The organism is Bacillus sp. FSL M8-0025, assembly GCF_037975475.1.
Lineage (GTDB): Bacteria > Bacillota > Bacilli > Bacillales > Bacillaceae > Bacillus > Bacillus subtilis.
Genome location: NZ_CP150258.1, coordinates 2,231,426 through 2,258,103, shown reverse-complemented (window position 1 = coordinate 2,258,103; position 26,678 = coordinate 2,231,426). Strand labels below are relative to the sequence as shown.

Genomic DNA, 26,678 nt, shown 5'->3' with positions numbered 1-26,678 from the left:
AAATGAAATTAACAGGAAAGCAAACCTGGGTATTTGAACATCCCATATTTGTCAACTCAGCGGGAACGGCAGCAGGACCAAAGGAAAAAGACGGACCGCTTGGCTCTTTATTTGATAAAACCTATGACGAAATGCATTGTAATCAAAAAAGCTGGGAAATGGCGGAACGGCAGCTGATGGAAGACGCTGTTAATGTTGCACTTCAAAAAAACAATCTGACAAAAGATGATATTGACCTATTGCTGGCAGGCGACTTGCTGAACCAAAACGTGACGGCTAACTATGTGGCAAGACACTTGAAAATCCCATTTCTTTGTATGTTTGGCGCCTGTTCAACATCAATGGAAACAGTGGCTGTCGCATCAGCCTTAGTTGATGGAGGGTTTGCCAAAAGGGCACTCGCTGCCACCAGCAGTCACAATGCAACTGCGGAAAGACAGTTTCGCTATCCGACAGAATACGGAGGCCAAAAACCGGACACTGCTACCTCCACTGTAACCGGAAGCGGTGCAGTTGTCATCAGTCAGACACCGGGTGATATCCAAATCACAAGTGCGACTGTCGGGAAGGTTTCTGATTTAGGAATTACAGATCCTTTTGATATGGGATCGGCTATGGCTCCGGCTGCAGCTGATACGATTAAGCAGCACTTTAAAGATCTCAACCGGACAGCGGATGACTATGATCTAATCCTGACAGGTGACCTGTCAGGCGTCGGTTCTCCAATCGTAAAAGACATTTTAAAAGAAGATGGATATCCAGTCGGCACAAAGCATGATGATTGCGGGCTTCTGATTTACACTCCGGATCAGCAGGTCTTTGCCGGGGGGAGCGGCTGTGCTTGTTCAGCGGTTGTCACCTACTCTCATATTTTTAAGCAGCTGAGAGAAGGAAAACTAAACCGTGTATTTGTCGTGGCGACCGGGGCGCTATTAAGCCCGACGATGATCCAGCAAAAAGAAACCATCCCGACTATCGCCCACGGGGTTGTATTTGAGCGTGCAGGAGGTGCATCTTAACATGGACTACCTTTTGGCTTTTGTCTGCGGCGGGGCCATTTGTATCGTCGGCCAGCTGCTCTTGGATATTTTTAAATTGACGCCAGCTCATGTCATGACATCATTTGTTGTAATCGGTGCAATATTAGATGGTTTCGGCATTTACGATAAATTTATTGAATTTGCCGGAGGAGGCGCCACCGTTCCGATCGTCAGCTTCGGTCACAGTCTTCTGCACGGCGCCATGCATCAGGCGCATATACACGGATTTATCGGAATCGGCATGGGGATTTTTGAGCTGACCTCGGCCGGTATCTCAGCCGCTATTCTTTTCGCCTTTATCGTAGCTGTTATTTTCAAACCGAAAGGATAATGCCGACATGACGACAAAACGCAAGGTCATACTGGTAACAGACGGGGATGTTTATGCCGCTAAAACAATTGAATACGCCGCAAGCAAAGTGGGAGGCCGATGCATTTCACAATCAAAAGGGAATCCTTCCACCCGCAGCGGCGCCGAGCTTGTCAAGCTGATCGCCTCAGCACCGTATGATCCTGTATTTGTCATGTTTGACGACTCCGGCCTTCAAGGAGAGGGTCCGGGAGAAGCCGCTCTAACCTATGTCGCAACCCATCCGTCTATTGAAGTGCTCGGTGTGATTGCGGTCGCGTCAAAAACACATCAGGCTGAATGGACCAGGGTCGATGTAAGCATTGACCGCAATGGAGAAATAACTGAATACGGCGTCGATAAAGTCGGGGAAAGGGAATTTGATGACCACAGAATGAGTGGAGATACAGTCTATTGCCTTGATAAACTTGATCTCCCGCTTATTGTCGGTATCGGGGATATCGGCAAAATGGGCAGAAAAGACGATATCTCAAAAGGGTCGCCAATCACCATGAAAGCGGTCGAGTTTATTTTAGAAAGGAGCGGGTATCATGCCGGACCACAAGGAAGAGAAAATTCGGGTTTATCGGAATCCAGCTAAAAATGAAGAGTATTTCAAAAACCGTGTTGGGATGGGGACGAGCTATGATGTAGGTGTTCGCAAGCTCACGATTTTAGATAAAGAGATCCAGCTTTACTATCTAAATGGATTATGCGATACAGCCTATATTATTCATTTAATGAGAGAGCTTGTTGCCATTAACAATCGGAAAGAAGACCCTGATGAGCTGGTCGACATCGTCGAAAACAGGCTGCTTAACGCCCAGGTCGAAAAAGTAAAAACCTTGGATGAAACCACCGACCAAGTGCTGTCCGGGCTCGTCGCTGTCATTGTTGAAGGTGCAGGCTTCGCATTTATAATTGACGTCAGAAGCTATCCGGGCAGAAACCCGGAAGAACCTGATACGGAAAAGGTAGTCAGGGGAGCCAGAGACGGATTTGTTGAAAATATCGTCGTCAATACGGCCCTTCTCAGAAGGCGGATCAGAGACGAACGCCTTCGAGTCAAGATGACTAAAGTTGGTGAGCGGTCAAAGACGGATTTAAGCATTTGTTATATAGAAGATATAGCTGATCCGGATCTGGTTGAGATCGTAGAAAAAGAAATTGCATCCATTGATGTCGATGGATTAACAATGGCAGACAAAACTGTCGAGGAATTCATTGTTAATCAAAGCTATAATCCTTTTCCGCTCGTGCGCTATACAGAAAGACCGGATGTGGCCGCAAATCATGTTCTAGAAGGCCATGTTATCATTATAGTGGACACATCGCCGAGTGTGATCATTACCCCGACGACTTTATTTCACCATGTGCAGCATGCTGAAGAATATAGGCAGGCGCCTTCAGTCGGGACCTTTTTAAGATGGGTAAGATTTTTCGGTATTCTTGCTTCTACTTTATTTCTTCCGATCTGGTTTCTCTTTGTGCTTCAGCCTGATCTGCTCCCGGACAACATGAAATTTATCGGTTTAAATAAAGATACGCATATCCCGATCATCCTGCAGATATTTTTAGCTGACTTAGGAATCGAGTTTCTCAGAATGGCTGCCATTCACACCCCGACGGCTTTATCGACAGCAATGGGTTTAATTGCCGCTGTTCTGATCGGGCAGATTGCGATTGAGGTCGGCCTTTTTTCTCCTGAGGTGATTCTGTACGTCTCACTTGCGGCGATTGGAACCTTTACGACGCCTAGTTATGAATTAAGCTTGGCAAACAAAATGAGCCGTCTTGTCCTCATGATACTCGTTGCCTTATTTCATATAAAAGGGCTCGTCATCGGATTTACAGTGCTAATTATTGCCATGGCAAGCATCAAATCCCTTCAGACACCGTACTTATGGCCGCTGATTCCCTTTAACGGAAAGGCGCTGTGGCAGGTTCTTGTCCGCACAGCGAAACCTGGCGCAAAAGTAAGACCCAGTATCGTTCACCCCAAAAATCGCTTAAGGCAGCCTACCAATTCATAATCGCATTGAAACTGACTGAAGAGTATGATAATGTATGTCTTAATTATGAAGGGACAGTCCATAAAACTGTCCTTTCATCCATAAGCGGAGAAAGAGGGAATGACATTGTTCTTACACGGCACAAGCAGACAAAATCAACATGGTCATTTAGAAATCGGAGGTGTGGATGCTCTCTATTTAGCAGAGAAATATGGTACACCTCTTTACGTATATGATGTGGCTTTAATACGTGAGCGTGCTAAAAGCTTTAAGCAGGCGTTTATTTCTGCAGGGCTGAAAGCACAGGTGGCATATGCGAGCAAAGCATTCTCATCAGTCGCAATGATTCAGCTCGCTGAGGAAGAGGGACTTTCTTTAGATGTCGTATCCGGAGGAGAGCTTTATACGGCTGTTGCGGCAGGCTTTCCGGCAGAACGCATCCACTTTCATGGAAACAATAAGAGCAGGGAAGAACTGCGCATGGCGCTTGAGCACCGCATCGGCTGCATTGTGGTGGATAATTTCTATGAAATTGCGCTTCTTGAAGACCTGTGTAAAGAAACGGGTCATTCCATCGATGTTCTTCTTCGGATCACGCCCGGAGTAGAAGCGCATACGCATGACTACATTACAACGGGCCAGGAAGATTCAAAGTTTGGTTTCGATCTTCATAACGGACAAACTGAACGGGCCATTGAACAAGTATTACAATCGGAACACATTCAGCTGCTGGGTGTCCATTGCCATATCGGCTCGCAAATCTTTGATACGGCCGGTTTTGTGTTAGCAGCGGAAAAAATCTTCAAAAAACTAGACGAATGGAGAGATTCATATTCATTTGTATCCAAGGTGCTGAATCTTGGAGGAGGTTTCGGCATTCGTTATACGGAAGATGATGAACCGCTTCATGCCACTGAATACGTTGAAAAAATTATCGAAGCTGTGAAAGAAAATGCTTCCCGTTACGGTTTTGACATTCCGGAAATTTGGATCGAACCGGGCCGTTCTCTCGTGGGAGACGCAGGCACAACTCTTTATACGGTTGGCTCTCAAAAAGAAGTGCCGGGTGTCCGCCAATATGTGGCTGTAGACGGAGGCATGAACGACAATATTCGTCCTGCGCTTTACCAAGCTAAATATGAAGCTGCGGCAGCCAACAGGATCGGAGAAGCGCATGACAAAACGGTATCAATTGCCGGAAAGTGCTGTGAAAGCGGAGATATGCTGATTTGGGATATTGACCTGCCGGAAGTAAAAGAAGGCGATCTTCTTGCCGTTTTTTGTACAGGCGCTTATGGATACAGCATGGCCAACAATTATAACCGTATTCCGAGACCCGCCGTTGTATTTGTCGAAAACGGTGAGGCTCATTTAGTCGTGAAGCGAGAAACATACGAAGATATTGTAAAACTTGATCTGCCATTTAAAACGGGTGTAAAGCAATAAAAGAAAGCGCCGATTTTTCGGCGCTTTTCCTATTTGAATATAGATACAATCGCATTCCAGATAGATACGAAGAAATCAATGACTTTCTGGATGAAGTTTTTGCCTTCATCTGATTCTATGAATTTCGTAATCTTATCTTTCGCTTTATCTAGCTGGTCACTGACCTGTCCCCAGTCAATGTCAGCGTTTTTCATCTTATTGAATAGGGAGACAAGCTGATTCTTTTGGCTGTCTGTAAGTGTGACGTTTAAATCAGAAGCTGCGTCATCCACTTGTTTTTCGATGTCAGCTTTATTATCAGGCACCCCGTTTTTAGCAAACTCTTCTTTGATTTTTGCAATCAGGGCTGCCGCATTTTCGTTACCGATTTTGTCTCCAAGCTCTGATGTCGTGACAAGCTCTTGGTTGGCGACTTGCTTAACATCCTCCGAGATCGCTTCGTCAGAAGAAACTTCATAAGCCTTAATCAATCCAGTTAAAGCGGCAGTCCCGGATACTTCAAACGGTGCTGTAACATACACCTTCGCATCTTTCACACCGGCTGTCATCAGTGCATTCAGGTACATTTCATCTGTGATGCCGCTGATATTATGGGTCTCAACATTCAATCCGGAGCCTTTTTTGGCAATGGTGATTGACGAAGAAGAAATCGCTCTCGACCCGATTTGCGCGTTTGATATATATTTTCCTAAATATTCATGTTCTTCTTTATTGGTCACGGTTACCGTTGTGGCATTATCAGGGACATTCATTTCATCAAGCACTTTTTGTTTGTCGGATTCTGACAAATCAGCACCCAGTGTTACAATGACATCTCCAACTGCGGCATCCGCGAGACTGACCTTCGGAACCGTCAGCAGCAAAACGGCCGCTGCCAGCATTCCAATCCAAATTTTCTTCAAAGCAGTTTGACCTCCTTCAATTTCACAAGCAGCTGGATAGTGCTGCTTTGTGAGGACCTGAATCATGAAAAATACAGTTCCGTTAGGTTAGACGGAGATAAAGAGATTCAGGTTTCATTTTTATTTTTTAGTAAAGCCCGGGAGATTCGTTTTCCCCCGAAAGGTGTGGTATAATAGCCGCGACAAGGAGAGACAGGCTATAACCTATCATACATAATCTCCTTTGAAAATTAAAATAAAGAAAGTAGGCATACAATTGAAAACAGGTTACTTTTTATTAGAAGACGGGAACAAAATTGAATTTGAACTTTATCCTGAAGCTGCACCTGGAACTGTTGCAAACTTTGAAAAGCTTGCAAACGAAGGCTTTTATGACGGGCTTACATTCCACCGAGTGATCCCTGGCTTCGTCAGTCAAGGCGGCTGCCCGCACGGAACTGGTACTGAGTAAGAAACTAACAACAAAATTTATTGTCTTCTAAGTAACAACTTATCAATTATATGCCCTCTTTTGAAAATTTAACAAGGAAGTAGGAAGAAAAATGAAAACAGGTTACATTTTAATGGAAAATGGCAACAAACTTGAATTTGAACTTTACGATGAAGCTGCACCGGGTACAGTTGCAAACTTTGAAAAGCTTGCAAACGAAGGATTTTATGACGGTGTAACTTTCCACCGAGTAATTCCAGGCTTCGTAAGCCAAGGGGGAGATCCTACTGGAACAGGGATGGGTGGCCCAGGATACACAATCAAATGTGAAACAGAAGGAAACCCTCATACACATGAAGCGGGCTCTCTTTCTATGGCACATGCTGGAAAAGACACAGGCGGCAGCCAATTTTTCATCGTACATGAGCCGCAGCCGCATTTGAACGGTGTTCACACTGTATTCGGCAAAGTAACAAGCGGTTTAGAATTCGCAAAAAACATGTCTAACGGCGACGTCATGAAAGAAGTTCGTGTAGAAGGCTAATAGGCAGGTAAAAGGCTTCCTCATATAGAGGGAGCTTTTTTATTGGGTAAAAATGTTCAATAAAAAACCGCCGAGTGCTGATGACGGTTGGTAAACCGGGTTTTTAAGGAAGGAGATTTCTCAATCCCCAAATAAATACATTAAAAAGTTTTGGTGACGTTTTGATCAGTAAATTGATGATTAATCATTTTAGCTTTGCTTACAAAGTTATTTTCAAAGACAATTCCTGTGTTTAAACCTCCGGAGCCAAACACAGATTTGGACAAAGTTAAAGGCCTGATCATAAAAGCGCCGCCTACGTTAATTACACTGTTCCCGGAAACGTTGTTTATATTAATAGGATAATCAATCATACTATCAAGTCTCCTTTCATATCATTCTATTTTTTATATGTATTAGTGCTAGAGTTGATTAGCGTAAACTTATCGGCAAAAATATTTAGGAGATGCCTGTTTTTATTGATTTATAAAAATGCTCGAAAAAAGAGCCTCCTTTAAAGCTTCCGGAAGCCCAGATATCTGTCTATTCTTTTAACTACTCTGAATGCGGCAGCTGCTTTTCTGGCGAATGTAATAGGATCATCCTGTGCTGACTCAAAGTGCATATACATTGCTCACGGCTCACTAAATAACCAGTGGTTATGCAATGTAGAAATCGCCATACGCCGCTATCCTAGTTCGGTGAGCAAAGAATTTACCTCTTCATGTAAGAAACTAAGTGAAATACTTTACCATTTCGAACCTCAAACGGGAAAAATGGGGAATTGACAAGGGATGAGGTGGGCAAACAAACACCTGACTCGGTGGCAGAACGAACTGCCCAAAATTTTGGCAAACTCCCTGCGTATCTTTTGTTTCCTCCCATTTCATGCTATTGCTCCTCCTATGTCAAAAAAGAATGTATGAGAGAAGATCCCGCCATAGACAATGTTGTTGGACGACTGAAGATAAAATTGTGCTGATTATACAAAAAGTGGATTGGGAATGATAAAAGAACAAAAAAGTTTAAGGAGAATCACATGCAAGTTTTGACGGGGTTGCTCGAACAGTACGGATATGCCGTCTTGTTTATTGTCTTGATGTTAGAGCTTCTAGCTTTACTTGGACCGGGAGAGTTTGCCGGTGTTCTCGTGTTTCAAGAAAAGTTAAACTGGGTGCTAAGCATGTTAGCGGCCGGATTGGGGAGCTGTGGGAGTGAGCATGTCGTATTGGATCGGGTATAGACTGGGCCCAGCTGCAATTCAGAAAGCTTTTGCGTCGAGAGGTGTTCTGTTAGCCGTTATTGTTCTAACTTTTTTTTGGACAGTATTCAGAGGGCAAGATCGGAAAATCGAACTCTCTTTCTTATTTTTCCTAGTCATTGGTGGGGAGCTTTATGAAGAGGGAATCAGACGGCTCTTTCATTCCCTTCATCCTGTTCACGCTCCTTTGGAAAGTCATGTATTATATCCATTCCCGAGCGAACAGACTTTAACGGCATTTGTCATTTTTGGTTTTTGTGCTTATCTTTTTGTTCGTCATTCTCACAAGACGCGTCTGCAAACTGTTGCATTTTTTTGTTTATTATCGTTTTATTCCTCATCGGGCTGAGCCGTGTGTACTTTATGAGCAGTATCCGAGTGATGTTGCTGCGGGTTACGCCTTCGGCGGTGTTTGGCTGAGTTTGAATGTTTTGGTCATGGAGCTTTTCCGTTTCTCCAGAAGATTTACCAAGCTGAGAAACGAACCCAATTAGTATGTAATCAAAATTAAGTAAACTTTAAAGTAGTACGGGTCATTGGGATTGATATTTTGTAGTAAAATAAATCAAACAAACGTGATGTAATGAAAAGGAGATCGCGATATGAACAACAAAGGCTGTATAAAATGCGGTAGTACTGAAGCCGGACAAAAAGAAATAGCTACAACCGGCACGGGATTATCAAAGCTGTTTGACGTGCAGCATAACCGATTTCTAGTGGTTTACTGTAAGAACTGCGGATATTCAGAGTTTTATAATAAAGAGTCTTCAACTGCCGGGAATATATTGGATTTATTTTTTGGAGGCTGATCCATGTTTTCGAGCTTGAATGATTTTAAACATATTATGAAAGCAAAAAACGGGGTGCGGTTATCACCTGTGAAATAGGTTGCCGCAAACATTCCAGTAACCTTCATGACGTTAATTGTTTTGTCAAGTGCCATGGGTATCATGGACTGGGAGATCAATGGAATGCAGTAAATGAACAAACTGCCCGTAACCTCATGCTTTATATACGATCTAAAGATTTTGCATATGAGAACTCTCTTTCTTCTGAGTCCATCGCTTCTGAATTATGCGATTCATTTCTTTCAATATTTTCAGGCCTAGTTATGATCGACAAGAAAAAATAGGCATGATGTGGGTAGAAGATGAAGATTAACAGTTTGTAAAATCACTTCAATGGTCCTAATGGGATTTTTTTTCGATTCGTGATAACATAAATTGAAGACCGTTGTTTATTGGAGGAAATCAGTTGAAATCAGAAAATGTTTCGAAGAAAAAGTCAATATTAGAATGGGCAAAAGCAATTGTGATTGCTGTCGTTCTTGCTTTGCTCATCCGCAACTTTATTTTTGCGCCGTATGTCGTTGATGGTGACTCTATGTATCCTACACTTCACAACCGTGAAAGGGTTTTTGTTAATATGACAGTCAAATACATCGGCGAGTTTGATAGAGGAGACATCGTCGTGTTAAACGGAGATGATGTTCACTATGTCAAACGTATTATCGGCCTTCCCGGCGATACGGTTGAGATGAAAAATGACCAGCTCTATATCAACGGGAAAAAGGTGGACGAACCTTATTTGGCGGCTAATAAAAAGAGAGCGAAACAGGACGGTTTTGACCATTTGACCGATGATTTCGGCCCGGTTAAAGTGCCTGATAACAAGTATTTTGTGATGGGTGACAATCGTCGCAATTCCATGGACAGCCGTAACGGCCTTGGCCTCTTCACGAAAAAACAAATTGCGGGTACGTCAAAGTTTGTTTTCTACCCGTTTAACGAAATGCGCAAAACAAATTAGGATCAAGCAGCTTCCCGAGAGGCTGCTTTTTTATATCTTTTTTGCGGTCATCCCCTTAAAACAGAACATAAATTCGTATATCTATAGAAAAGAAATTTTTGCAGAAATGTGAAACATATTCCCGTTATGCATCGTTATATTAATAATTTACGAGAATTTACGGTTTTTTATTCATGAAAAAAAGGAATAACTCATATGAATGAATAGATTCATATTGGCTGGAGGTTTAGAAATGGGAAGAATAAAAACCAAGATTACCATTCTGTTAGTGCTTTTGCTTTTACTTGCAGGCGGTTATATGTACATAAATGATGTTGAGCTGAAGGATGTTCCGACAGCAATTGGACAAACCTTGTCCTCGGAAGAAGAGGAATACACCATCCAGGAATATAAAGTGACGAGAATTGAGGGCTCAGAGTATCATGGAGTAGCAGAAAACGGAACGAAAATCATCTTCAACGGAAAAAAATTAAATCAGGATTTATCTGATATAAAAGAAGGTGACAAGATTAAGGCATACTTCAGCAAATCAAAGCGGATCGACGGATTAATCAAGGTTGCAAAAGTGAATGATTAAAAAACATCACCTTTCGGATCGAAGGGTGATGTTTTGTTTTTCTCAAATTGTAAGTTTATTTCATTGCGTACTTTAAAAAGGATCGCTATAATAGCCAATAAGGACAAATGAATAAAGATTGTATCCTTCGGGGCAGGGTGGAAATCCCGACCGGCGGTAGTAAAGCACATTTGCTTTAGAGCCCGTGACCCGTGTGCATAAGCACGCGGTGGATTCAGTTTAAGCTGAAGCCGACAGTGAAAGTCTGGATGGGAGAAGGATGATGAACCGCTATGCAAATGGTTCAAAAATGCATAGTGTTATTTCCTATTGCGTAAAATACCTAAAGCCCCGAATTTTTTATAAATTCGGGGCTTTTTTGACGGTAAATAACAAAAGAGGGGAGGGAAACAAATGGAAGAGTATTATATGAAGCTGGCCTTAGATCTTGCGAAGCAGGGCGAAGGACAGACCGAATCCAATCCGCTCGTCGGCGCTGTTGTCGTAAAGGACGGACAAATTGTCGGAATGGGCGCCCATTTAAAATATGGTGAAGCTCATGCAGAAGTTCATGCCATCCATATGGCTGGAGCACATGCAGAGGGTGCCGACATTTACGTTACACTCGAACCGTGCAGCCATTACGGAAAAACACCGCCATGTGCAGAATTGATTATCAACTCTGGCATCAAAAGAGTGTTCGTGGCGATGAGAGATCCTAATCCGCTTGTGGCTGGAAGAGGGATCAGCATGATGAAAGAAGCCGGCATTGAGGTAAGGGAAGGCATCCTGGCAGACCAGGCGGAGAGGCTGAATGAAAAATTTCTGCACTTTATGAGGACAGGCCTTCCGTACGTCACGCTAAAAGCGGCTGCCAGCCTTGACGGCAAGATAGCTACCAGCACGGGTGACAGCAAATGGATCACGTCAGAGGCTGCAAGACAGGATGCTCAGCAATACAGGAAAACACACCAAAGCATTTTAGTCGGAGTTGGCACAGTGAAAGCCGACAATCCGAGCTTAACCTGCAGACTGCCGAATGTAACAAAACAGCCGGTTCGGGTCATACTTGATACCGTACTCTCGATTCCTGAGGACGCTAAAGTGATTTGCGATCAAATAGCGCCGACATGGATTTTTACGACGGCACGCGCAGAAGAGGAAAAGAAAAAACGGCTTTCAGCTTTCGGAGTGAACATATTTACACTTGAAACCGAGCGCATTCAAATTCCCGATGTTTTGAAGATCCTAGCGGAAGAAGGCATCATGTCGGTGTATGTGGAAGGCGGTTCAGCTGTTCACGGAAGCTTTGTCAAAGAAGGCTGTTTTCAAGAAATCATCTTCTATTTTGCCCCTAAACTAATCGGAGGAACGCATGCTCCCAGCTTAATCTCCGGTGAAGGTTTTCAATCAATGAAAGATGTCCCCTTATTACAATTCACTGATATAACCCAAATCGGCCGTGATATCAAACTGACGGCAAAACCGACAAAGGAATAGGATGGTGACCATGTTTACAGGAATTATCGAAGAAACAGGCACAATCGAATCCATGAAAAAAGCAGGGCATGCAATGGCCTTAACTATTAAATGCTCAAAGATTTTAGAGGATGTTCATCTTGGCGACAGCATTGCAGTGAACGGCATTTGTCTGACTGTCACTGATTTTACAAAAAATCAATTCACAGTGGATGTTATGCCTGAAACAGTCAAAGCTACGTCACTGAATGATTTAACAAAAGGAAGCAAAGTAAATCTGGAAAGAGCGATGGCGGCAAACGGCCGTTTCGGAGGCCATTTCGTCTCAGGCCATGTCGACGGAACTGCGGAAATCACACGAATTGAAGAGAAAAGCAACGCAGTTTACTATGATTTAAAAATGGACCCGTCATTAACAAAAACATTGGTTTTAAAGGGATCAATTACTGTGGATGGCGTGAGCTTAACCATATTCGGCCTGACAGAAGACACAGTGACGATCTCCTTAATACCGCATACGATCAGCGAAACGATCTTTTCAGAAAAAACGATCGGCTCTAAAGTGAATATCGAATGCGATATGATCGGAAAATATATGTATCGATTTTTGCATAAAGCCAATGAAAATAAGACCCAACAAACCATTACAAAAGCCTTCTTAAGCGAAAACGGCTTTTAGAGAGGAAGATTTGCATGTTTCATCCGATAGAAGAAGCACTGGACGCTTTAAAAAAAGGCGAAGTCATCATCGTTGTAGATGATGAAGACAGAGAAAATGAAGGAGACTTTGTGGCTCTTGCCGAGCATGCAACGCCGGAAGTCATTAACTTTATGGCGACACATGGGAGAGGACTGATCTGCACGCCGCTCAGTGAGGAAATCGCAGACAGGCTTGATCTTCACCCTATGGTTGAGCATAATACAGACTCTCACCACACTGCATTTACCGTAAGCATAGACCATCGTGAAACGAAGACAGGTATCAGCGCTCAAGAAAGATCTTTTACCGTTCAAGCATTGCTGGACAGCAAATCCGTGCCATCTGATTTTCAGCGTCCGGGGCACATTTTTCCACTGATTGCGAAAAAAGGAGGTGTCCTGAAAAGAGCGGGCCATACAGAAGCTGCTGTTGATCTTGCTGAAGCTTGCGGATCTCCAGGAGCCGGCGTCATTTGTGAAATTATGAATGAAGACGGAACGATGGCGAGAGTGCCTGAGCTCATTGAAATTGCGAAAAAGCATCAATTAAAAATGATCACCATTAAGGATTTGATTCAATACCGTTACAATCTGACAACACTTGTCGAGCGTGAAGTTGACATTACGCTGCCTACTGATTTTGGGACATTTAAGGTTTATGGATACACAAATGAGGTAGATGGAAAAGAGCATGTCGCATTTGTGATGGGAGAGGTGCCGTTCGGAGAAGAACCGGTATTGGTCCGGGTGCATTCAGAATGTCTCACAGGTGACGTGTTTGGGTCTCATCGCTGTGACTGTGGACCGCAGCTGCACGCCGCGCTGAACCAAATTGCCGCAGAAGGCCGTGGAGTGCTTCTGTACTTGCGCCAAGAAGGACGAGGCATCGGTTTAATCAATAAATTAAAAGCTTATAAGCTTCAGGAACAAGGTTATGACACCGTAGAAGCCAATGAGGCGCTTGGATTCTTGCCGGATCTTCGCAACTATGGCATCGGAGCACAAATTTTACGCGACCTCGGTGTCCGGAATATGAAGCTTTTGACGAATAATCCGCGAAAAATCGCAGGCCTTGAAGGCTACGGACTCAGTATTTCAGAAAGAGTGCCGCTTCAAATGGAGGCGAAAGAACACAATAAAAAATATTTGCAAACCAAAATGAACAAGCTAGGTCATTTACTTCATTTCTAATCACAAATATCACAAAAAAGGATGGGAATCATATGAATATCATACAAGGAAATTTAGTTGGTACAGGTCTTAAAATCGGAATCGTAGTAGGAAGATTTAATGATTTTATTACGAGCAAGCTGCTGAGCGGAGCAGAAGATGCGCTGCTCAGACATGGCGTAGACACAAATGACATTGATGTGGCTTGGGTTCCAGGCGCATTTGAAATACCGTTTGCTGCGAAAAAAATGGCGGAAACAAAAAAATATGATGCTATTATCACATTGGGCACTGTCATCAGAGGCGCGACGACACATTACGATTATGTCTGCAATGAAGCTGCAAAAGGCATCGCGCAAGCAGCAAACACTACTGGTGTACCTGTCATCTTTGGAATTGTAACAACTGAAAACATCGAACAGGCTATCGAGCGTGCCGGCACAAAAGCGGGCAACAAAGGTGTAGATTGTGCTGTTTCTGCCATTGAAATGGCAAATTTAAACCGCTCATTTGAATAATTTGCTGAAAACAGTTTAAAAATATGGCGAAAATGATATAATGTGAGAAAACGGATCACCTATTCGTATCCGTTAATAGCAGACTGGACATTTTGGATATAGAGGGGTTTTTATGTTAATTCGTTATAAAAAATCGTTTGAAAAGATTGCGATGGGGCTTCTTTCGTTTATGCCGAATGAAAAAGACCTTAAGCAGCTTCAGCAGACAATTAAGGACTACGAAACGGATACAGACCGCCAGCTCTTTCTTTGGAAAGAGGACGAGGATATCGTCGGAGCAATCGGAGTCGAAAAAAAGGATTCTGAGGTTGAGATCCGGCATATCAGTGTGAATCCTTCTCATCGCCATCAAGGAATCGGAAAACAGATGATGGATGCTTTAAAGCATTTATTCAAAACGCAAGTACTGGTTCCAAATGAATTAACGCAGAGCTTTTTCGAACGTTGTCAAGGTCAGCAGGATCAAGACATTTCATACAATAATTAAGCAGAGGCTGTCATCAGCCTCTGCTTTTTTTTCTGCGTTCTATTTCTCTTTCACGTTCACGGATGACGTCAGTCCGATCCCGCAAACGGTGTTTGTCGATCAGAAATATGTTCCTGAGTGCACTGGGCTGCCCCCATGTATACTTTTTTTTCCTGCATTCGATCCTGCATGCTTCCTCCAGTTTCTCATCTTTGATTGGCAGCATAATGCTTTTATAGGCAGAGCCGGTTTCGATTTGTTCGTAAACCGATTGCATAAGTTCGAGCAAACGGCCATGATCGAGCCCTAAGTCTTCGACTGCCCGGTGTTCTGCTTGAAGAATCCGGATGCTGTTCGCCATCAGTCTTTTTGCCCCGGCTGTATTCTGCCTTCTGTGATGATATAAAGCAACTGCAAGCTGAATAAAGCCGACCCAATAGCGTTTTCGTTTCTTTGGCGGATCTTCCTTCCAATATTCTTCTAATATTTCATGGCATTCAAAATAATCCCGTGTCGCATGAAACTCAACGAGATAATCTATATAAGCTTTCGGATACAAGGTGCTTCCTCCTTTAATGTGCTTTTAGTGTACCATAGAAGGGATAAAAGGAAAAAAGAACGCCCGGCCTCTAGTGCTTCTTAGAAAGGAAAACCAGAAGCAAAGGCTTTTTCTCCCGCTTCTGCGCTCCGAGCAAACACCTCTTGTGTTTTGAATATTCTGTACAAACTCCTTCAAAACAGGATATGAAATAGTATTGGACGAGAGCTTTTTGGTGGCTTATACTATAGGGTAGCCAGTTTTTCCGGCAATGAGAGTGATACTTGAAAATGGTGAGATGATGGAAGAATATCAAGTGAAAATTGATACGTTTGAGGGCCCATTGGACCTGCTGCTTCATTTAATCAATCGTCTTGAAATTGACATATATGATATACCTGTGGCGAAGATCACTGAACAATATTTATTATATGTACATACGATGCGCGTGCTTGAGCTCGACATTGCCAGCGAGTATTTGGTTATGGCTGCCACGCTGCTCAGCATTAAAAGCAGAATGCTGCTCCCGAAGCAAGAGGAGGAGCTTTTTGAAGATGAATTACTTGAAGAAGAAGATCCGCGGGAGGAACTGATTGAAAAGCTGATTGAGTACCGAAAATATAAAGATGCGGCGAAGGATTTAAAAGAACGGGAAGAAGAAAGACAAAAATCGTTCACGAAACCGCCGAGTGATTTGAGTGAATATGCAAAAGAAGTAAAACAGTCTGAGCAAAAGCTCTCTGTCACGGTCTATGATATGATCGGAGCTTTTCAAAAAGTGCTGAAACGCAAAAAAATAAACAGGCCGATGGAAACAACAATTACAAGACAGGACATACCAATCGAAGCCAGAATGAACGAAATCGTGCACAGCTTGAAATCTAGAGGAACGAGAATTAACTTTATGGATCTGTTTCCATATGAGCAAAAAGAACATTTAGTAGTGACCTTTCTAGCTGTTCTTGAGCTGATGAAAAATCAGCTGGTCCTCATTGAACAGGAGCACAATTTTTCAGATATTTACATTACGGGGAGTGAATCCATTCATGGGGCTTGATATCGTGAATTGGAAAGCTATTGTGGAAGCCCTTCTTTATGCGGCAGGCGATGAAGGGCTTACAAAAAAGCAGCTGTTAACAGTGCTTGAAATCGAAGAGCCTGAACTGAACACGATCATGGCGGATGTGGCGGACGAATACCGCGGAGATACACGAGGGATTGAACTTATTGAGTATGCAGATACGTACATGCTCTCTACCAAAAAAGACTTTGCGCCTTACTTGAAAAAACTGATTGAAGTGCCGTCAAAGGGCCTTTCTCAAGCATCTTTAGAAGTACTGGCCATTGTTTCATACAAACAGCCAATTACGAGAGCAGAAATTGAAGAAATCAGAGGAGTAAAATCAGAGCGGATTTTACACAGTCTTGTCGCGAAGGCGCTATTGTGTGAAGTAGGGCGTGCCGATGGTCCGGGGCGGGCCATTTTATACGGTACTACGCCGACTTTTCTTGAACAATTCGGTCTGAAAACGCTGGACGAGCTTCCGCCGCTGCCTGAAAATGCGGAAGAAGACGTTCTTCAAGAAGAAGCAGATTTATTTTTTGAAAACTTTAACCAAACCTTCGAAGATATAAAATAGAAGTTTAATGAATCGCGCTTTTTCATCATCATAAGATATAAGGAAGAAGCTATCATGAAAGAAGCAAAATGTGAGAGACAAATACATGAGGGGAAGATACCAAACGAAATGGGACATTCGATTGTGCGAGCGCAGACTCAAAAAACAGGCGAATTCTTATCAATGGTTGTCAATACCGTGAACGATTACCTAAATCAAACGACGCTTGAGTCCTTACAGGCTGAATTGCCTATTGAAAAAGGATACTGCTGTGATGTGCTTAGCACTCTGAGAAGAATGGCAGTATTTTGTGAAGGAGGCGCAGAAGCGTGCCGTCGTCTCCTGATGCAGGAGCCTTTTCAGGAAGCCAGAGCGGAAAAAACACTTTATAATGTGTATCACCAATGCATTGAAGAGTTCTTTATGCCGAAAAAAGACACGTGGTGTGAAAATAGCCGGGCGTCTTATACCGGGGTCAGCGCAATTGAGTTTTATCATGCTGTTCCTGCGTCGCTTGAGCAATTATTATTGCCGTTGAGCGCGGCCTTTCTGAAGATGAGGGAAGAGCTGGCTCATTACGAAGCGTCCGGATCAAGCATGGCGCCAATCAGATAACGTTTACTCTCCCTTTTTCAGGGAGAGTTTTTTTATGTTTGCTTCCAGAAATATAATTGTTATTCATAACTGATGGACATGCGCATAAACTTGTACAAACCACCACAAGGACGTGAGCAAACATGCGCATTTTCAAAAAAGCAGTATTCGTGATCATGATTTCTTTTCTTATTGCAACCGTAAATGTGAATACAGCACATGCTGCTATAGATGTCAGTGCAAAAAGCGCGATCATTATTGACGGTGCGTCAGGCAGAGTGTTATATGCCAAGGATGAGCATCAAAAAAGGCGGATCGCGAGCATCACAAAAATTATGACCGCCGTCCTCGCCATCGAATCCGGCAAAATGGATCAAACAGTGACGGTTTCGGCAAATGCTGTCAGAACAGAAGGCTCCGCCATTTATTTAACAGAAGGTCAAAAAGTGAAGCTGAAAGATCTTGTGTATGGCCTGATGCTAAGATCAGGAAACGATGCCGCTGTCGCGATTGCTGAGCATGTCGGTGGGAGCCTCGATGGGTTTGTTTATATGATGAATCAAAAAGCCGAGCAGCTTGGTATGAAAAACACCCGTTTTCAAAACCCGCACGGATTGGACGACCATGAAAATCATTATTCAACAGCCTATGACATGGCCATTTTAACTAAGTATGCTATGAAGCTGAAAGACTATCAAAAGATTTCAGGCACAAAAATATACAAAGCGGAAACGATGGAAAGCGTATGGAAAAACAAAAACAAACTGCTGACCATGCTTTATCCGTACAGCACAGGAGGAAAAACAGGCTATACAAAACTTGCAAAACGGACACTGGTCTCTACGGCTTCAAAGGACGGCATTGACCTGATAGCCGTCACCATTAATGACCCTAATGATTGGGATGACCATATGAAGATGTTTAACTATGTGTTTGAGCATTATCAAACCTATTTAATTGCAAAAAAAGGGGATATTCCAAAGCTGAAAGGCACATTTTATGAATCGAAGGCTTTTATCAAACGTGATATCACCTATTTGCTGACCGAAGAGGAAAAAGAAAATGTAAAAATTAATACCACACTGCTCAAGCCGAAAAAAGCATGGGAAAAAGATGCCTCGAAAATCCCTGACATCGTAGGGCACATGGAGATCATGTTCAACGATGCAACCATCGCAAAAGTGCCGATCTATTATGAAAATGAGCGGCATCAAAAACCGAAGAAACAATTTTTTGAAACGTTTAAATCAATCTTTCTGAATGCGGCAGGCGGAGCAAAATGGTCAATATAATTTGGGTCAGTTTAACCGTGATCGGACTCGTTTTTGCGATGTGCAACGGAACTCTGCAAGATGTAAATGAAGCCGTGTTTAAGGGTGCGAAAGAAGCGATTACGATCTCATTTGGATTGATGAGCGTGCTTGTTTTCTGGCTTGGCTTAATGAAAATCGCCGAGCAGTCAGGGCTTTTGGATATTTTCAGCCGGATGTGCAGACCTTTTATATCTAAACTGTTCCCTGATATACCGCCGGATCACCCGGCGATGGGCTATATTTTATCTAATCTTATGGCGAATTTCTTCGGCCTCGGAAATGCAGCAACTCCGCTTGGCATTAAAGCAATGGAACAAATGAAAAAGCTGAACGGAAACCGATCGGAAGCAAGCCGGTCGATGATTACTTTTTTAGCTGTTAATACGTCCTGCATCACACTCATCCCGACAACGGTGATCGCTGTCCGAATGGCTTATTCCTCCAAAACGCCGACAGATATCGTCGGGCCAAGCATTTTGGCAACGCTTATTTCCGGAATCGGTGCCATTATCATTGATCGGTATTTTTATTACCGCCGCAAAAAGAAGGGAAGGTGAGCGGATGGAAATCATCAACTGGCTGTCTTTAGCCATGATTCCAATCATTATTGCCGGAATTCTTCTTTATGGAACGATCAAAAAGGTTCCGACATATGAATCGTTTGTCGAAGGCGGGAAAGAGGGGATAGAAATTGCCTTTTCCATTATCCCCTATTTAGTCGGAATGCTTGTCGCTATAACTGTTTTCAGATCATCAGGCGCGCTTGATTTTATAATGGATCTTTTAAAACCGGCTTTCTCCGCTATCGGCATCCCTGCTGAAGTAGCGCCGCTTGCTCTGATCCGCCCGATCTCCGGTACGGCCGCACTCGGAATGACGACCGATTTAATTGCAGTATACGGGCCCGATTCCTTTATCGGCAGGCTGGCTTCCGTCATGCAGGGATCTACAGATACAACGCTTTACGTACTGACTGTGTATTTCGGAGCAGTCGGCATTAAAAAAATGGGTGATGCATTAAAGGTGGGACTTCTTGCAGATTTAATCGGCGTAGTTGCATCTATCATCATCGTTACGTTATTATTTGGGAGCGCCTGAAAACGGCGTTTTTTTTAGATTTGGCATAGGAATTTGAAAAAGCTTGTTTGTTAAGGTTGAAAAAAGTAAGATAATACTTGAGGTGAAAGACATGGAAAGACTGCAAAAAGTGATTGCTCATGCCGGAGTTGCGTCGCGCAGAAAGGCAGAAGAGCTGATTAAAGAAGGAAAAGTAAAGGTGAATGGCAAAGTAGTAACAGAGCTAGGTGTTAAGGTCACCGGTTCTGATCAGATTGAGGTAAACGGGTTAAAGGTTGAACGCGAAGAGCCGGTTTACTTTCTCTTATATAAACCAAGAGGCGTTATTTCCGCAGCGCAAGATGATAAAGGACGCAAAGTGGTGACGGACTTTTTTAAAAATATTCCGCAGCGCATTTATCCGATTGGGCGTCTGGACTATGATACGAGCGGTCTTTTGCTTTTAACCAATGACGGCGAATTCGCCAATAAGCTAATGCATCCTAAGTATGAAATAGACAAAACATACGTGGCGAAGGTGAAAGGAATCCCGCCTAAAGAGCTGCTCAGAAAGCTGGAGCGCGGAATTAGGCTGGAGGAAGGCAAAACAGCGCCTGCTAAAGCGAAGCTGCTGTCTTTGGATAAGAAAAAGCAGACAAGCATTATTCAGCTGACGATCCATGAGGGACGCAACAGACAGGTGCGCCGCATGTTTGAAGCGATCGGACATGAGGTAATCAAGCTGAAGCGTGAGGAATACGCGTTTTTAAACCTGCGAGGCCTGCACACGGGCGATGCCAGAGAGCTTACGCCTCACGAAGTAAAAAGGCTCAGAGCACTGGCGGATCACGGTAAAAACGCTTTCTAAATTTCACATAACCTTCAAAAAGTAAGAAATGTGAAATGAACGTGCAATGATATAATTGAATGGATCTGCAATAGGGGGAAGGGGGCAGTGGACAATGAAGAAAAAAAGGCGTTTATTCATTCGGACCGGCATCCTTCTCGTTTTAATCTGCGCACTCGGCTATACCATTTACAACGCTGTATTTGCCGGCAAAGAGAGTATATCCGAAGGGTCCGACGCACCGAATTTTGTCCTAGAGGATACGAATGGGAAACGTATCGAGCTCAGTGACTTAAAAGGGAAAGGTGTTTTTTTGAATTTCTGGGGTACATGGTGTGAACCGTGCAAAAAAGAGTTTCCTTATATGGCAAACCAATATAAGCATTTTAAAAGCCAAGGTGTTGAAATTGTCGCTGTAAATGTTGGGGAGTCAAAGATAGCAGTATATAATTTTATGAAATCCTACGGAGTCAATTTCCCGGTTGTTCTGGATACAGATCGCCAAGTGCTTGATGCCTATGACGTATCTCCGCTTCCGACAACCTTTTTGATCAATCCGGAAGGAAAAGTTGTCAAGGTGGTGACCGGCACTATGACAGAAAGCATGATACACGATTATATGAATCTCATAAAACCCGGAGAGACTTCGGGATGAAGCAAGTCAAATGTGAATGCGGACATATAAACCCGGTCGGAACCGTTTTATGCGAATCGTGCGGAAGAGCTCTTCAGGAAACTCAACCTCCGCTCGCTGATATGAGATATGACGGAAGCGCAAGACGTTCGCAAACCTATAACAAAACGATCATCGACAAAATTTGGAATTTCTTTTCCTCGGTTAAGGTGGGAATATGGCTTATCGTCATAACCCTTGCCGCATCAGCGTTCGGCACCATTTTTCCCCAGGAAGCCTATCTGCCTCCGGGCGCACAGGCTGATACTTATTACAAGGAGCAGTATGGCACGTTCGGCCAGCTTTATTATTTGCTCGGGTTTCATCATTTATATGGTTCTTGGTGGTATTTGCTGCTCATTGCCTCGATCGGCATTTCACTCGTGATTTGCAGCCTTGATCGGGTCATTCCGTTGTATAGAGCGTTAAAAAACCAAGGTGTCAGAAGGAGCCCGGCCTTTTTAAGAAGGCAGCGCTTGTTCAGTGAAACAGTTACTGTACTGAACGGGGAATCGAAAGAAAAGATAGTTTCTCTATTAAAGAAAAAACATTATAGAATCAGAGAAAAAGAGGGCAGCATTCTTGCTGAAAAAGGACGCTTTTCCCGCTGGGGCCCGTATGTCAACCATATTGGATTGATCATCTTTCTGATTGGTGCGATGCTGAGATTTGTGCCTGGCATGTACGTCGATGAGACGCTTTGGGTCAGAGAAGGCGAAACCGCAGCAATTCCGGGTACAGACGGAAAATATTATTTGAAAAACAATCAATTCAGCGTAGAGACCTATAACAGCAAAACGGAAAAAAAGGTATTTGCAGATGCCATTGACAGAGTCGGGGACGGTAGAGTGGCAAAGAACTTTCAAACCGATGCCGTACTCTACAAGAGAGAAGGGAAAATTGTTTATGGCGAGAAGCCGAAGCTGAAAAAAGTAACAGAAGAAGATATCCGTGTCAATCAGCCGCTGCGTTTTGATTCTTTTTCCGTTTACCAGGTGGATTACAAAGAGAATCAGCTTGACCAAATGGTGTTCCAGCTGATTGATAAAAAAACAAAAAAATCCTTTGGGAGCCTGAAGATCAACCTTCTGGATCCAGATTCAGTCTATGATCTTGGCAACGGTTACAAGGTGGAAATCGCCAGCTACCTGCCTGACTTCTATTTTAATCAGGACGGAGAGCCGAGCACAAAAACAAAGATCCCTAACAATCCGGCTTTTGTCTTTAATATCATAACGCCGGACAAACCGAAAGGCGAAAAGAGCTTTGTCGCCATCCAAGAAACCATCGAAGGATCAGGCAATAATAAATACAAGCTGAAATTTGACCATGTCGAAACGAAAAACATTACTGGACTTACAGTCAGAAAGGATCTGACACTCTGGGTGCTTGCTGTCGGCGGAGCCATTTTTATGATCGGTGTTATTCAAGGTATGTACTGGCAGCATCGAAGAATTTGGCTGCACTCACAGGACGGTGCAGTTATGGTAGCGGGGCATACCAATAAAAACTGGTTTGGCCTGAAGAAGGATTTAGCATTTATATTGGCTGATTCCGGACTGACTGAACCGGTGGACCAAAAAGAATTAATCAAAACACAGAAATAGGCGAAAAGGGAGTGATGTCATGGCAGAGCTGAGCGGAAATTTTCTTTATGCGGCCTTTCTTGTGTATTTAATCGCTGTCCCAATCTTCGGCGGGGCCATACGCGGGAATAAAGATAAAAAGGGCAGGCCAAACCGATGGGCCAACATTGGAATCACCCTTTCTATTGTTGGTTTTTTCTGCCACCTTGGATATTTCATCACAAGGTGGGCTGCCAGCGGCCATGCGCCTGTCAGCAATATGTTTGAATTCACCACCGCTTTTGGCATGATGCTTGTTTTGGCGTTTATCATTCTTTATTTTCTCTATAGATTGCCTTCATTAGGTCTGTTTACGCTGTCAATTGCTTTATTGCTGATTGCCTACGCCAGCATGTTTCCAACAGATATCTCGCCTTTAATTCCTTCGCTCCAAAGCAACTGGCTGTATATTCATGTAACAACGGCCGCGCTTGGGCAAGCTATACTTGCCATCAGCTTTGTCGCTGGTGTCATCTTTCTTTTGAAGCATGTAGACCAGACAAAGCCAAGCAAAAAGACCTTCTGGCTTGAAGCGATTATGTTTATCCTGGTCACAACCGTCGCCTTTATTGCAATCACATCAGCATTTCGTCTTGCAGGCTATGAAGCGGAGTTTAACTGGGTGGACAAAAATAAAGAAAAAAGCGTGATGGTGTACGAAATGCCCGCGCTTGTCGGTCCGCATCAGGGAGAGCTTTTGACCGAAGGAAGAATGGAACCGCTTGTTGATCTTCCCGCGCTTTTCTCAGGCAGAAAAGTGAACACTGTCATTTGGTCATTTGGAGCAGGTCTTGTGTTGTATGGGGCTCTCCGTCTGATCATCAGAAAAAGAATCAGCGCTCTATTACATCCGCTGGTGAAAAACGTCAATCTTGATCTGGTGGATGAGGTTGGGTACAGGGCCGTATCAATCGGATTTCCGATCTTTACACTCGGCGCGCTGATCTTTGCAATGATTTGGGCTCAGCTCGCGTGGACCAGATTTTGGGGCTGGGACCCTAAGGAAGTATGGGCGCTGATCACATTTTTGTTCTATGCCGCTTACTTGCATTTAAGACTGTCAAGAGGCTGGCACGGTGAGAAGTCAGCATGGCTGGCCGTAATCGGTTTTGCTATTATTATGTTTAATTTAATATTCGTAAATCTTGTGCTTGCCGGACTTCATTCTTATGCATAGTCCTTTGAAAGCGACACAGTTCTCAAACTTTCTCACGATTTGATAAAATGAAAGTAACAGAAGGAAAGCAGGGGGAAAACATGGACCAAACGAACGAAACAAAAATATTAGTAGTTGATGACGAAGCCAGAATTCGCCGCCTTTTAAGAATGTATCTTGAACGTGAAAATTATGCTATAGATGAAGCGGAAAATGGTGATGAGGCCATTGCCAAAGGGCTTGAAGCCAATTATGACTTAATTTTGCTTGATCTGATGATGCCGGGGACTGATGGAATTGAAGTGTGCCGGCAAATTCGTGAAAAAAAAGCGACACCCATTATTATGCTGACCGCAAAAGGAGAAGAAGCAAACCGGGTGCAGGGGTTTGAAGCGGGAACAGATGATTATATTGTTAAGCCGTTCAGCCCGAGAGAAGTCGTGCTGCGTGTAAAGGCCCTTTTGAGAAGAGCATCCCAAACCTCTTATTTCAATGCCAATACACCGACGAAAAATGTGCTCGTGTTTTCACATCTGTCCATAGACCATGATGCTCACCGCGTAACAGCTGATGGAACAGAAGTGAGCCTGACGCCAAAAGAGTATGAGCTTCTATATTTCTTAGCGAAAACGCCTGACAAGGTGTATGATCGGGAAAAGCTTCTGAAAGAAGTGTGGCAATATGAGTTTTTTGGTGATTTACGGACAGTGGACACTCACGTCAAACGCTTGAGAGAGAAGCTGAACAAGGTTTCTCCGGAGGCTGCGAAAAAAATTGTCACCGTATGGGGTGTAGGTTATAAATTTGAGGTCGGCGCTGAATGAAATTTTGGAAAAGCGTAGTAGGCAAGCTGTGGTTTACGATCCTTTCACTCGTCTTGATCGTATTGTTCATTTTAACGGTTCTTTTGCTGGAGTTTATTGAAAACTACCATGTGGAAGAAGCCGAGAATGATTTAACACAGCTTGCGAATAAAGTTGCTGTCATCCTAGAAAATCACGAGGACCAGGCACTGGCAAGGTCAATCACTTGGGAGCTCGCTGATAACTTAACAAGCATTGCCATCATCCAGGATGAGAAGAACCACTGGTATTCTCCGAATGATAAAAATCGCCTGTCGTCTATTACGGTTGAGCAAATACAGCATGACAAAGACTTAAATAAAGCTCTCAAAGACCATAAAAAAGTAAGCAAACGGACGGGATTGAGCGATACAGACACGGATAATGAACGCCTGATTGTAGGTGTCCCGTATGAAAAAGACGGAAAGAAAGGCATGGTCTTTTTATCCCAGTCTTTGCTTGCCGTTAAAGATACAACAAAACATACGACCCGCTATATTTTTCTTGCCGCTGGAATTGCGATTGTGCTGACCACATTTTTCGCATTCTTTTTATCAAGCAGGGTCACGTACCCTCTCCGAAAAATGAGAGAAGGCGCGCAGGATTTGGCGAAGGGCAAGTTCGATACAAAAATCCCGATTTTAACTCAGGATGAAATCGGTGAACTGGCGACCGCTTTTAATCAAATGGGCCGGCAGCTTAACTTTCATATCAATGCGCTCAATCAAGAAAAAGAGCAGCTTTCTAACATTTTGAGCAGTATGGCTGACGGGGTTATTACCATTAATATTGACGGTACGATTCTTGTGACCAACCCGCCGGCTGAACGTTTTCTTCAGGCTTGGTATTATGAACAGAACATGAATATCAAAGAAGGCGACAACCTTCCGCCTGAAGCAAAAGAGCTGTTTCAAAACGCTGTCAGCACTGAAAAAGAACAAATGATTGAGATGACGCTTCAAGGCAGATCATGGGTGCTTTTGATGTCGCCGCTTTATGCGGAATCGCACGTCAGAGGAGCGGTTGCCGTACTGCGTGACATGACAGAAGAACGCCGCCTTGATAAGCTGCGGGAGGACTTTATCGCAAATGTCAGTCATGAGCTGAGAACACCGATCTCCATGCTTCAGGGATACAGTGAAGCAATTGTTGATGACATTGCAAGCTCTGAAGAAGACCGGAAAGAAATTGCCCAAATCATTTATGACGAATCGCTCCGAATGGGCCGTTTAGTTAATGATTTGCTTGATTTAGCCCGAATGGAATCAGGCCATACAGGCTTACATTATGAAAAAATCAATGTGAATGAGTTTTTAGAAAAGATCATTCGGAAGTTTTCCGGTGTTGCTAAAGAAAAAAATATTGCTTTACATCATGACATTTCTCTCACAGAAGAGGAATTTATGTTTGATGAAGACAAGATGGAGCAGGTATTTACCAATTTGATCGATAACGCGCTGCGGCATACTTCAGCCGGCGGCAGTGTCTCCATTTCAGTCCATTCTGTGAAGGATGGATTGAAAATTGATATCAAAGACTCCGGGTCCGGCATACCGGAAGAAGATCTGCCATTTATCTTTGAACGGTTTTATAAGGCAGATAAAGCGCGGACAAGGGGCAGAGCAGGAACCGGGTTAGGGCTGGCTATCGTTAAAAATATCGTGGAAGCCCACAACGGATCAATCACTGTGCACAGCCGAATAGATAAAGGAACAACATTTACTTTTTATATTCCGACAAAACGATAAAATCGAG

General features: G+C 43.5%; 31 protein-coding genes, 1 pseudogene and 1 riboswitch. Of the genes and pseudogenes, 28 read left to right on the top strand and 4 right to left on the bottom strand.

The window, feature by feature from the left end; translation table 11 throughout:
* Positions 1 to 2 precede the first annotated feature (2 nt).
* From spoVAD to lysA, 5 genes are all read left to right on the top strand, one after another.
* Positions 3 to 1,019 (top strand): stage V sporulation protein AD, encoded by a 1,017-nt coding sequence (gene spoVAD, locus MKX38_RS11450; RefSeq protein WP_003230465.1) that lies wholly within the window; start codon positions 3 to 5, stop codon positions 1,017 to 1,019.
* Position 1,020: 1 nt separating this feature from the next.
* On the top strand, positions 1,021 to 1,371 hold the full coding sequence (gene spoVAE / locus MKX38_RS11445; protein ID WP_003230467.1) for a stage V sporulation protein AE: 351 nt from the start codon (positions 1,021 to 1,023) through the stop codon (positions 1,369 to 1,371).
* A gap of 7 nt (positions 1,372 to 1,378) precedes the next feature.
* Positions 1,379 to 1,990: a stage V sporulation protein SpoVABEA gene (gene spoVAEA, locus MKX38_RS11440; RefSeq protein WP_003230469.1), complete on the top strand. Its 612-nt coding sequence runs from the start codon at positions 1,379 to 1,381 to the stop codon at positions 1,988 to 1,990.
* Entirely contained in the window at positions 1,941 to 3,422 is a 1,482-nt protein-coding gene (gene spoVAF / locus MKX38_RS11435; RefSeq protein ID WP_003230471.1) for a spore germination protein SpoVAF, read from the top strand. The genes spoVAEA and spoVAF overlap by 50 nt, the downstream gene beginning before the upstream one ends.
* Positions 3,423 to 3,527: 105 nt before the next feature.
* Positions 3,528 to 4,847, top strand: a complete 1,320-nt coding sequence (gene lysA / locus MKX38_RS11430) for a diaminopimelate decarboxylase (RefSeq protein WP_004398851.1) — start codon at positions 3,528 to 3,530, stop codon at positions 4,845 to 4,847.
* A 29-nt stretch (positions 4,848 to 4,876) separates the two neighbouring features.
* On the opposite strand, the gene MKX38_RS11425 is transcribed toward lysA, so the two are convergent.
* Complete coding sequence (locus tag MKX38_RS11425) at positions 4,877 to 5,749, bottom strand: DUF1002 domain-containing protein (RefSeq protein ID WP_014480169.1); 873 nt, start codon at positions 5,747 to 5,749, stop codon at positions 4,877 to 4,879.
* Positions 5,750 to 6,005: 256 nt separating this feature from the next.
* On the opposite strand from MKX38_RS11425, the pseudogene MKX38_RS11420 reads away from it, so the two are divergent.
* Positions 6,006 to 6,194 (top strand): annotated as a pseudogene (locus MKX38_RS11420) (peptidyl-prolyl cis-trans isomerase); the annotation flags it as partial.
* A 97-nt stretch (positions 6,195 to 6,291) separates the two neighbouring features.
* Positions 6,292 to 6,723 (top strand): peptidylprolyl isomerase, encoded by a 432-nt coding sequence (locus tag MKX38_RS11415; protein WP_014480166.1) that lies wholly within the window; start codon positions 6,292 to 6,294, stop codon positions 6,721 to 6,723.
* Positions 6,724 to 6,863: 140 nt separating this feature from the next.
* Here MKX38_RS11415 and MKX38_RS11410 read toward each other — a convergent pair whose 3' ends face one another.
* Complete coding sequence (locus tag MKX38_RS11410; RefSeq protein WP_003230479.1) at positions 6,864 to 7,076, bottom strand: spore germination protein; 213 nt, start codon at positions 7,074 to 7,076, stop codon at positions 6,864 to 6,866.
* A 665-nt stretch (positions 7,077 to 7,741) separates the two neighbouring features.
* On the opposite strand from MKX38_RS11410, the gene MKX38_RS11405 reads away from it, so the two are divergent.
* Complete coding sequence (locus MKX38_RS11405; RefSeq protein WP_004398590.1) at positions 7,742 to 7,945, top strand: hypothetical protein; 204 nt, start codon at positions 7,742 to 7,744, stop codon at positions 7,943 to 7,945.
* A 620-nt stretch (positions 7,946 to 8,565) separates the two neighbouring features.
* On the top strand, positions 8,566 to 8,772 hold the full coding sequence (locus MKX38_RS11400; protein ID WP_003223929.1) for a zinc ribbon domain-containing protein: 207 nt from the start codon (positions 8,566 to 8,568) through the stop codon (positions 8,770 to 8,772).
* Here MKX38_RS11400 and MKX38_RS11395 read toward each other — a convergent pair.
* The gene (locus MKX38_RS11395) at positions 8,715 to 8,951 is read right to left on the bottom strand and encodes a hypothetical protein (protein WP_010886560.1); all 237 of its coding nucleotides are present in this window, start codon (positions 8,949 to 8,951) and stop codon (positions 8,715 to 8,717) included. The two genes, MKX38_RS11400 and MKX38_RS11395, sit on opposite strands and share 58 nt — an antisense overlap.
* 266 nt (positions 8,952 to 9,217) lie before the next feature.
* On the opposite strand from MKX38_RS11395, the gene lepB reads away from it, so the two are divergent.
* The 7 genes from lepB (at position 9,218) to ribT (ending at position 14,681) form a co-directional block, all read left to right on the top strand.
* A complete protein-coding gene (gene lepB, locus MKX38_RS11390; protein ID WP_003246166.1) occupies positions 9,218 to 9,772 on the top strand; it encodes a signal peptidase I in 555 nt (184 codons plus the stop codon).
* Between the two features lie 232 nt (positions 9,773 to 10,004).
* A complete protein-coding gene (locus tag MKX38_RS11385; protein ID WP_032722053.1) occupies positions 10,005 to 10,349 on the top strand; it encodes a hypothetical protein in 345 nt (114 codons plus the stop codon).
* 119 nt (positions 10,350 to 10,468) lie between these two features.
* A riboswitch (FMN riboswitch) is annotated at positions 10,469 to 10,613 on the top strand.
* Positions 10,614 to 10,742: 129 nt separating this feature from the next.
* Positions 10,743 to 11,828: a bifunctional diaminohydroxyphosphoribosylaminopyrimidine deaminase/5-amino-6-(5-phosphoribosylamino)uracil reductase RibD gene (ribD, locus tag MKX38_RS11380; RefSeq protein WP_032722052.1), complete on the top strand. Its 1,086-nt coding sequence runs from the start codon at positions 10,743 to 10,745 to the stop codon at positions 11,826 to 11,828.
* A gap of 10 nt (positions 11,829 to 11,838) precedes the next feature.
* Positions 11,839 to 12,486: a riboflavin synthase subunit alpha gene (gene ribE / locus MKX38_RS11375; protein ID WP_004398505.1), complete on the top strand. Its 648-nt coding sequence runs from the start codon at positions 11,839 to 11,841 to the stop codon at positions 12,484 to 12,486.
* A gap of 14 nt (positions 12,487 to 12,500) precedes the next feature.
* Positions 12,501 to 13,697 carry a bifunctional 3,4-dihydroxy-2-butanone-4-phosphate synthase/GTP cyclohydrolase II gene (locus MKX38_RS11370; RefSeq protein WP_003230496.1) on the top strand — a complete coding sequence of 399 codons (1,197 nt, stop codon included), beginning with the start codon at positions 12,501 to 12,503 and terminating at the stop codon, positions 13,695 to 13,697.
* Between the two features lie 32 nt (positions 13,698 to 13,729).
* The gene (gene ribH / locus MKX38_RS11365) at positions 13,730 to 14,194 is read left to right on the top strand and encodes a 6,7-dimethyl-8-ribityllumazine synthase (protein WP_003223915.1); all 465 of its coding nucleotides are present in this window, start codon (positions 13,730 to 13,732) and stop codon (positions 14,192 to 14,194) included.
* A 112-nt stretch (positions 14,195 to 14,306) separates the two neighbouring features.
* A complete protein-coding gene (gene ribT, locus MKX38_RS11360; protein ID WP_003223910.1) occupies positions 14,307 to 14,681 on the top strand; it encodes a GNAT family N-acetyltransferase RibT in 375 nt (124 codons plus the stop codon).
* Between the two features lie 13 nt (positions 14,682 to 14,694).
* Here the strand turns inward: ribT and MKX38_RS11355 are convergent, their stop codons facing one another.
* Positions 14,695 to 15,219 carry a DUF309 domain-containing protein gene (locus MKX38_RS11355; protein WP_032722049.1) on the bottom strand — a complete coding sequence of 175 codons (525 nt, stop codon included), beginning with the start codon at positions 15,217 to 15,219 and terminating at the stop codon, positions 14,695 to 14,697.
* A 280-nt stretch (positions 15,220 to 15,499) separates the two neighbouring features.
* Here MKX38_RS11355 and scpA point away from each other — a divergent pair, with 280 nt between their 5' ends.
* The 12 genes from scpA (at position 15,500) to resE (ending at position 26,671) form a co-directional block, all read left to right on the top strand.
* The gene (gene scpA / locus MKX38_RS11350; protein ID WP_003246108.1) at positions 15,500 to 16,255 is read left to right on the top strand and encodes a segregation/condensation protein A; all 756 of its coding nucleotides are present in this window, start codon (positions 15,500 to 15,502) and stop codon (positions 16,253 to 16,255) included.
* A complete protein-coding gene (gene scpB, locus MKX38_RS11345; RefSeq protein WP_003223904.1) occupies positions 16,245 to 16,838 on the top strand; it encodes an SMC-Scp complex subunit ScpB in 594 nt (197 codons plus the stop codon). Before scpA ends, scpB begins: the two co-directional genes overlap by 11 nt.
* A 54-nt stretch (positions 16,839 to 16,892) precedes the next feature.
* A complete protein-coding gene (locus MKX38_RS11340; protein WP_004399065.1) occupies positions 16,893 to 17,432 on the top strand; it encodes a YpuI family protein in 540 nt (179 codons plus the stop codon).
* Positions 17,433 to 17,554: 122 nt separating this feature from the next.
* Positions 17,555 to 18,703 (top strand): D-alanyl-D-alanine carboxypeptidase DacB, encoded by a 1,149-nt coding sequence (gene dacB, locus MKX38_RS11335; protein ID WP_003230505.1) that lies wholly within the window; start codon positions 17,555 to 17,557, stop codon positions 18,701 to 18,703.
* Positions 18,691 to 19,281, top strand: coding sequence for a spore maturation protein SpmA (gene spmA / locus MKX38_RS11330; protein WP_004398980.1), 591 nt, complete (start codon positions 18,691 to 18,693; stop codon positions 19,279 to 19,281). Before dacB ends, spmA begins: the two co-directional genes overlap by 13 nt.
* A gap of 4 nt (positions 19,282 to 19,285) precedes the next feature.
* Positions 19,286 to 19,822 carry a spore maturation protein SpmB gene (spmB, locus tag MKX38_RS11325; protein WP_029317965.1) on the top strand — a complete coding sequence of 179 codons (537 nt, stop codon included), beginning with the start codon at positions 19,286 to 19,288 and terminating at the stop codon, positions 19,820 to 19,822.
* 91 nt (positions 19,823 to 19,913) lie between these two features.
* Complete coding sequence (rluB, locus tag MKX38_RS11320) at positions 19,914 to 20,648, top strand: 23S rRNA pseudouridine(2605) synthase RluB (RefSeq protein WP_004398815.1); 735 nt, start codon at positions 19,914 to 19,916, stop codon at positions 20,646 to 20,648.
* 94 nt (positions 20,649 to 20,742) lie between these two features.
* Positions 20,743 to 21,282 (top strand): thiol-disulfide oxidoreductase ResA, encoded by a 540-nt coding sequence (gene resA / locus MKX38_RS11315; RefSeq protein ID WP_339187185.1) that lies wholly within the window; start codon positions 20,743 to 20,745, stop codon positions 21,280 to 21,282.
* The gene (gene resB, locus MKX38_RS11310) at positions 21,279 to 22,907 is read left to right on the top strand and encodes a cytochrome c biogenesis protein ResB (RefSeq protein WP_015251793.1); all 1,629 of its coding nucleotides are present in this window, start codon (positions 21,279 to 21,281) and stop codon (positions 22,905 to 22,907) included. The genes resA and resB overlap by 4 nt, the downstream gene beginning before the upstream one ends.
* 19 nt (positions 22,908 to 22,926) lie before the next feature.
* Entirely contained in the window at positions 22,927 to 24,102 is a 1,176-nt protein-coding gene (gene resC / locus MKX38_RS11305; RefSeq protein ID WP_015714189.1) for a cytochrome c biogenesis protein ResC, read from the top strand.
* 80 nt (positions 24,103 to 24,182) lie between these two features.
* Positions 24,183 to 24,905 (top strand): DNA-binding response regulator ResD, encoded by a 723-nt coding sequence (gene resD, locus MKX38_RS11300; RefSeq protein ID WP_003246107.1) that lies wholly within the window; start codon positions 24,183 to 24,185, stop codon positions 24,903 to 24,905.
* Positions 24,902 to 26,671, top strand: a complete 1,770-nt coding sequence (gene resE / locus MKX38_RS11295) for a sensor histidine kinase ResE (RefSeq protein WP_015714187.1) — start codon at positions 24,902 to 24,904, stop codon at positions 26,669 to 26,671. Before resD ends, resE begins: the two co-directional genes overlap by 4 nt.
* Positions 26,672 to 26,678 lie beyond the last annotated feature (7 nt).

Excerpts from the sequence above, each read along its gene's own strand:
- spoVAD (WP_003230465.1), top strand. The coding sequence starts at position 3 with ATGAAATTAACAGGAAAGCAAACCTGGGTATTTGAACATCCCATATTT.
- spoVAE (WP_003230467.1), top strand. The coding sequence starts at position 1,021 with ATGGACTACCTTTTGGCTTTTGTCTGCGGCGGGGCCATTTGTATCGTC.
- spoVAEA (WP_003230469.1), top strand. The coding sequence starts at position 1,379 with ATGACGACAAAACGCAAGGTCATACTGGTAACAGACGGGGATGTTTAT.
- spoVAF (WP_003230471.1), top strand. The coding sequence starts at position 1,941 with ATGCCGGACCACAAGGAAGAGAAAATTCGGGTTTATCGGAATCCAGCT.
- MKX38_RS11415 (WP_014480166.1), top strand. The coding sequence starts at position 6,292 with ATGAAAACAGGTTACATTTTAATGGAAAATGGCAACAAACTTGAATTT.
- MKX38_RS11410 (WP_003230479.1), bottom strand. The coding sequence starts at position 7,076 with ATGATTGATTATCCTATTAATATAAACAACGTTTCCGGGAACAGTGTA.
- MKX38_RS11405 (WP_004398590.1), top strand. The coding sequence starts at position 7,742 with ATGCAAGTTTTGACGGGGTTGCTCGAACAGTACGGATATGCCGTCTTG.
- MKX38_RS11400 (WP_003223929.1), top strand. The coding sequence starts at position 8,566 with ATGAACAACAAAGGCTGTATAAAATGCGGTAGTACTGAAGCCGGACAA.
- MKX38_RS11385 (WP_032722053.1), top strand. The coding sequence starts at position 10,005 with ATGGGAAGAATAAAAACCAAGATTACCATTCTGTTAGTGCTTTTGCTT.
- ribD (WP_032722052.1), top strand. The coding sequence starts at position 10,743 with ATGGAAGAGTATTATATGAAGCTGGCCTTAGATCTTGCGAAGCAGGGC.
- ribE (WP_004398505.1), top strand. The coding sequence starts at position 11,839 with ATGTTTACAGGAATTATCGAAGAAACAGGCACAATCGAATCCATGAAA.
- MKX38_RS11370 (WP_003230496.1), top strand. The coding sequence starts at position 12,501 with ATGTTTCATCCGATAGAAGAAGCACTGGACGCTTTAAAAAAAGGCGAA.
- ribH (WP_003223915.1), top strand. The coding sequence starts at position 13,730 with ATGAATATCATACAAGGAAATTTAGTTGGTACAGGTCTTAAAATCGGA.
- ribT (WP_003223910.1), top strand. The coding sequence starts at position 14,307 with ATGTTAATTCGTTATAAAAAATCGTTTGAAAAGATTGCGATGGGGCTT.
- scpA (WP_003246108.1), top strand. The coding sequence starts at position 15,500 with ATGGAAGAATATCAAGTGAAAATTGATACGTTTGAGGGCCCATTGGAC.
- scpB (WP_003223904.1), top strand. The coding sequence starts at position 16,245 with ATGGGGCTTGATATCGTGAATTGGAAAGCTATTGTGGAAGCCCTTCTT.
- MKX38_RS11340 (WP_004399065.1), top strand. The coding sequence starts at position 16,893 with ATGAAAGAAGCAAAATGTGAGAGACAAATACATGAGGGGAAGATACCA.
- dacB (WP_003230505.1), top strand. The coding sequence starts at position 17,555 with ATGCGCATTTTCAAAAAAGCAGTATTCGTGATCATGATTTCTTTTCTT.
- spmA (WP_004398980.1), top strand. The coding sequence starts at position 18,691 with ATGGTCAATATAATTTGGGTCAGTTTAACCGTGATCGGACTCGTTTTT.
- spmB (WP_029317965.1), top strand. The coding sequence starts at position 19,286 with ATGGAAATCATCAACTGGCTGTCTTTAGCCATGATTCCAATCATTATT.
- rluB (WP_004398815.1), top strand. The coding sequence starts at position 19,914 with ATGGAAAGACTGCAAAAAGTGATTGCTCATGCCGGAGTTGCGTCGCGC.
- resA (WP_339187185.1), top strand. The coding sequence starts at position 20,743 with ATGAAGAAAAAAAGGCGTTTATTCATTCGGACCGGCATCCTTCTCGTT.
- resB (WP_015251793.1), top strand. The coding sequence starts at position 21,279 with ATGAAGCAAGTCAAATGTGAATGCGGACATATAAACCCGGTCGGAACC.
- resC (WP_015714189.1), top strand. The coding sequence starts at position 22,927 with ATGGCAGAGCTGAGCGGAAATTTTCTTTATGCGGCCTTTCTTGTGTAT.
- resD (WP_003246107.1), top strand. The coding sequence starts at position 24,183 with ATGGACCAAACGAACGAAACAAAAATATTAGTAGTTGATGACGAAGCC.
- resE (WP_015714187.1), top strand. The coding sequence starts at position 24,902 with ATGAAATTTTGGAAAAGCGTAGTAGGCAAGCTGTGGTTTACGATCCTT.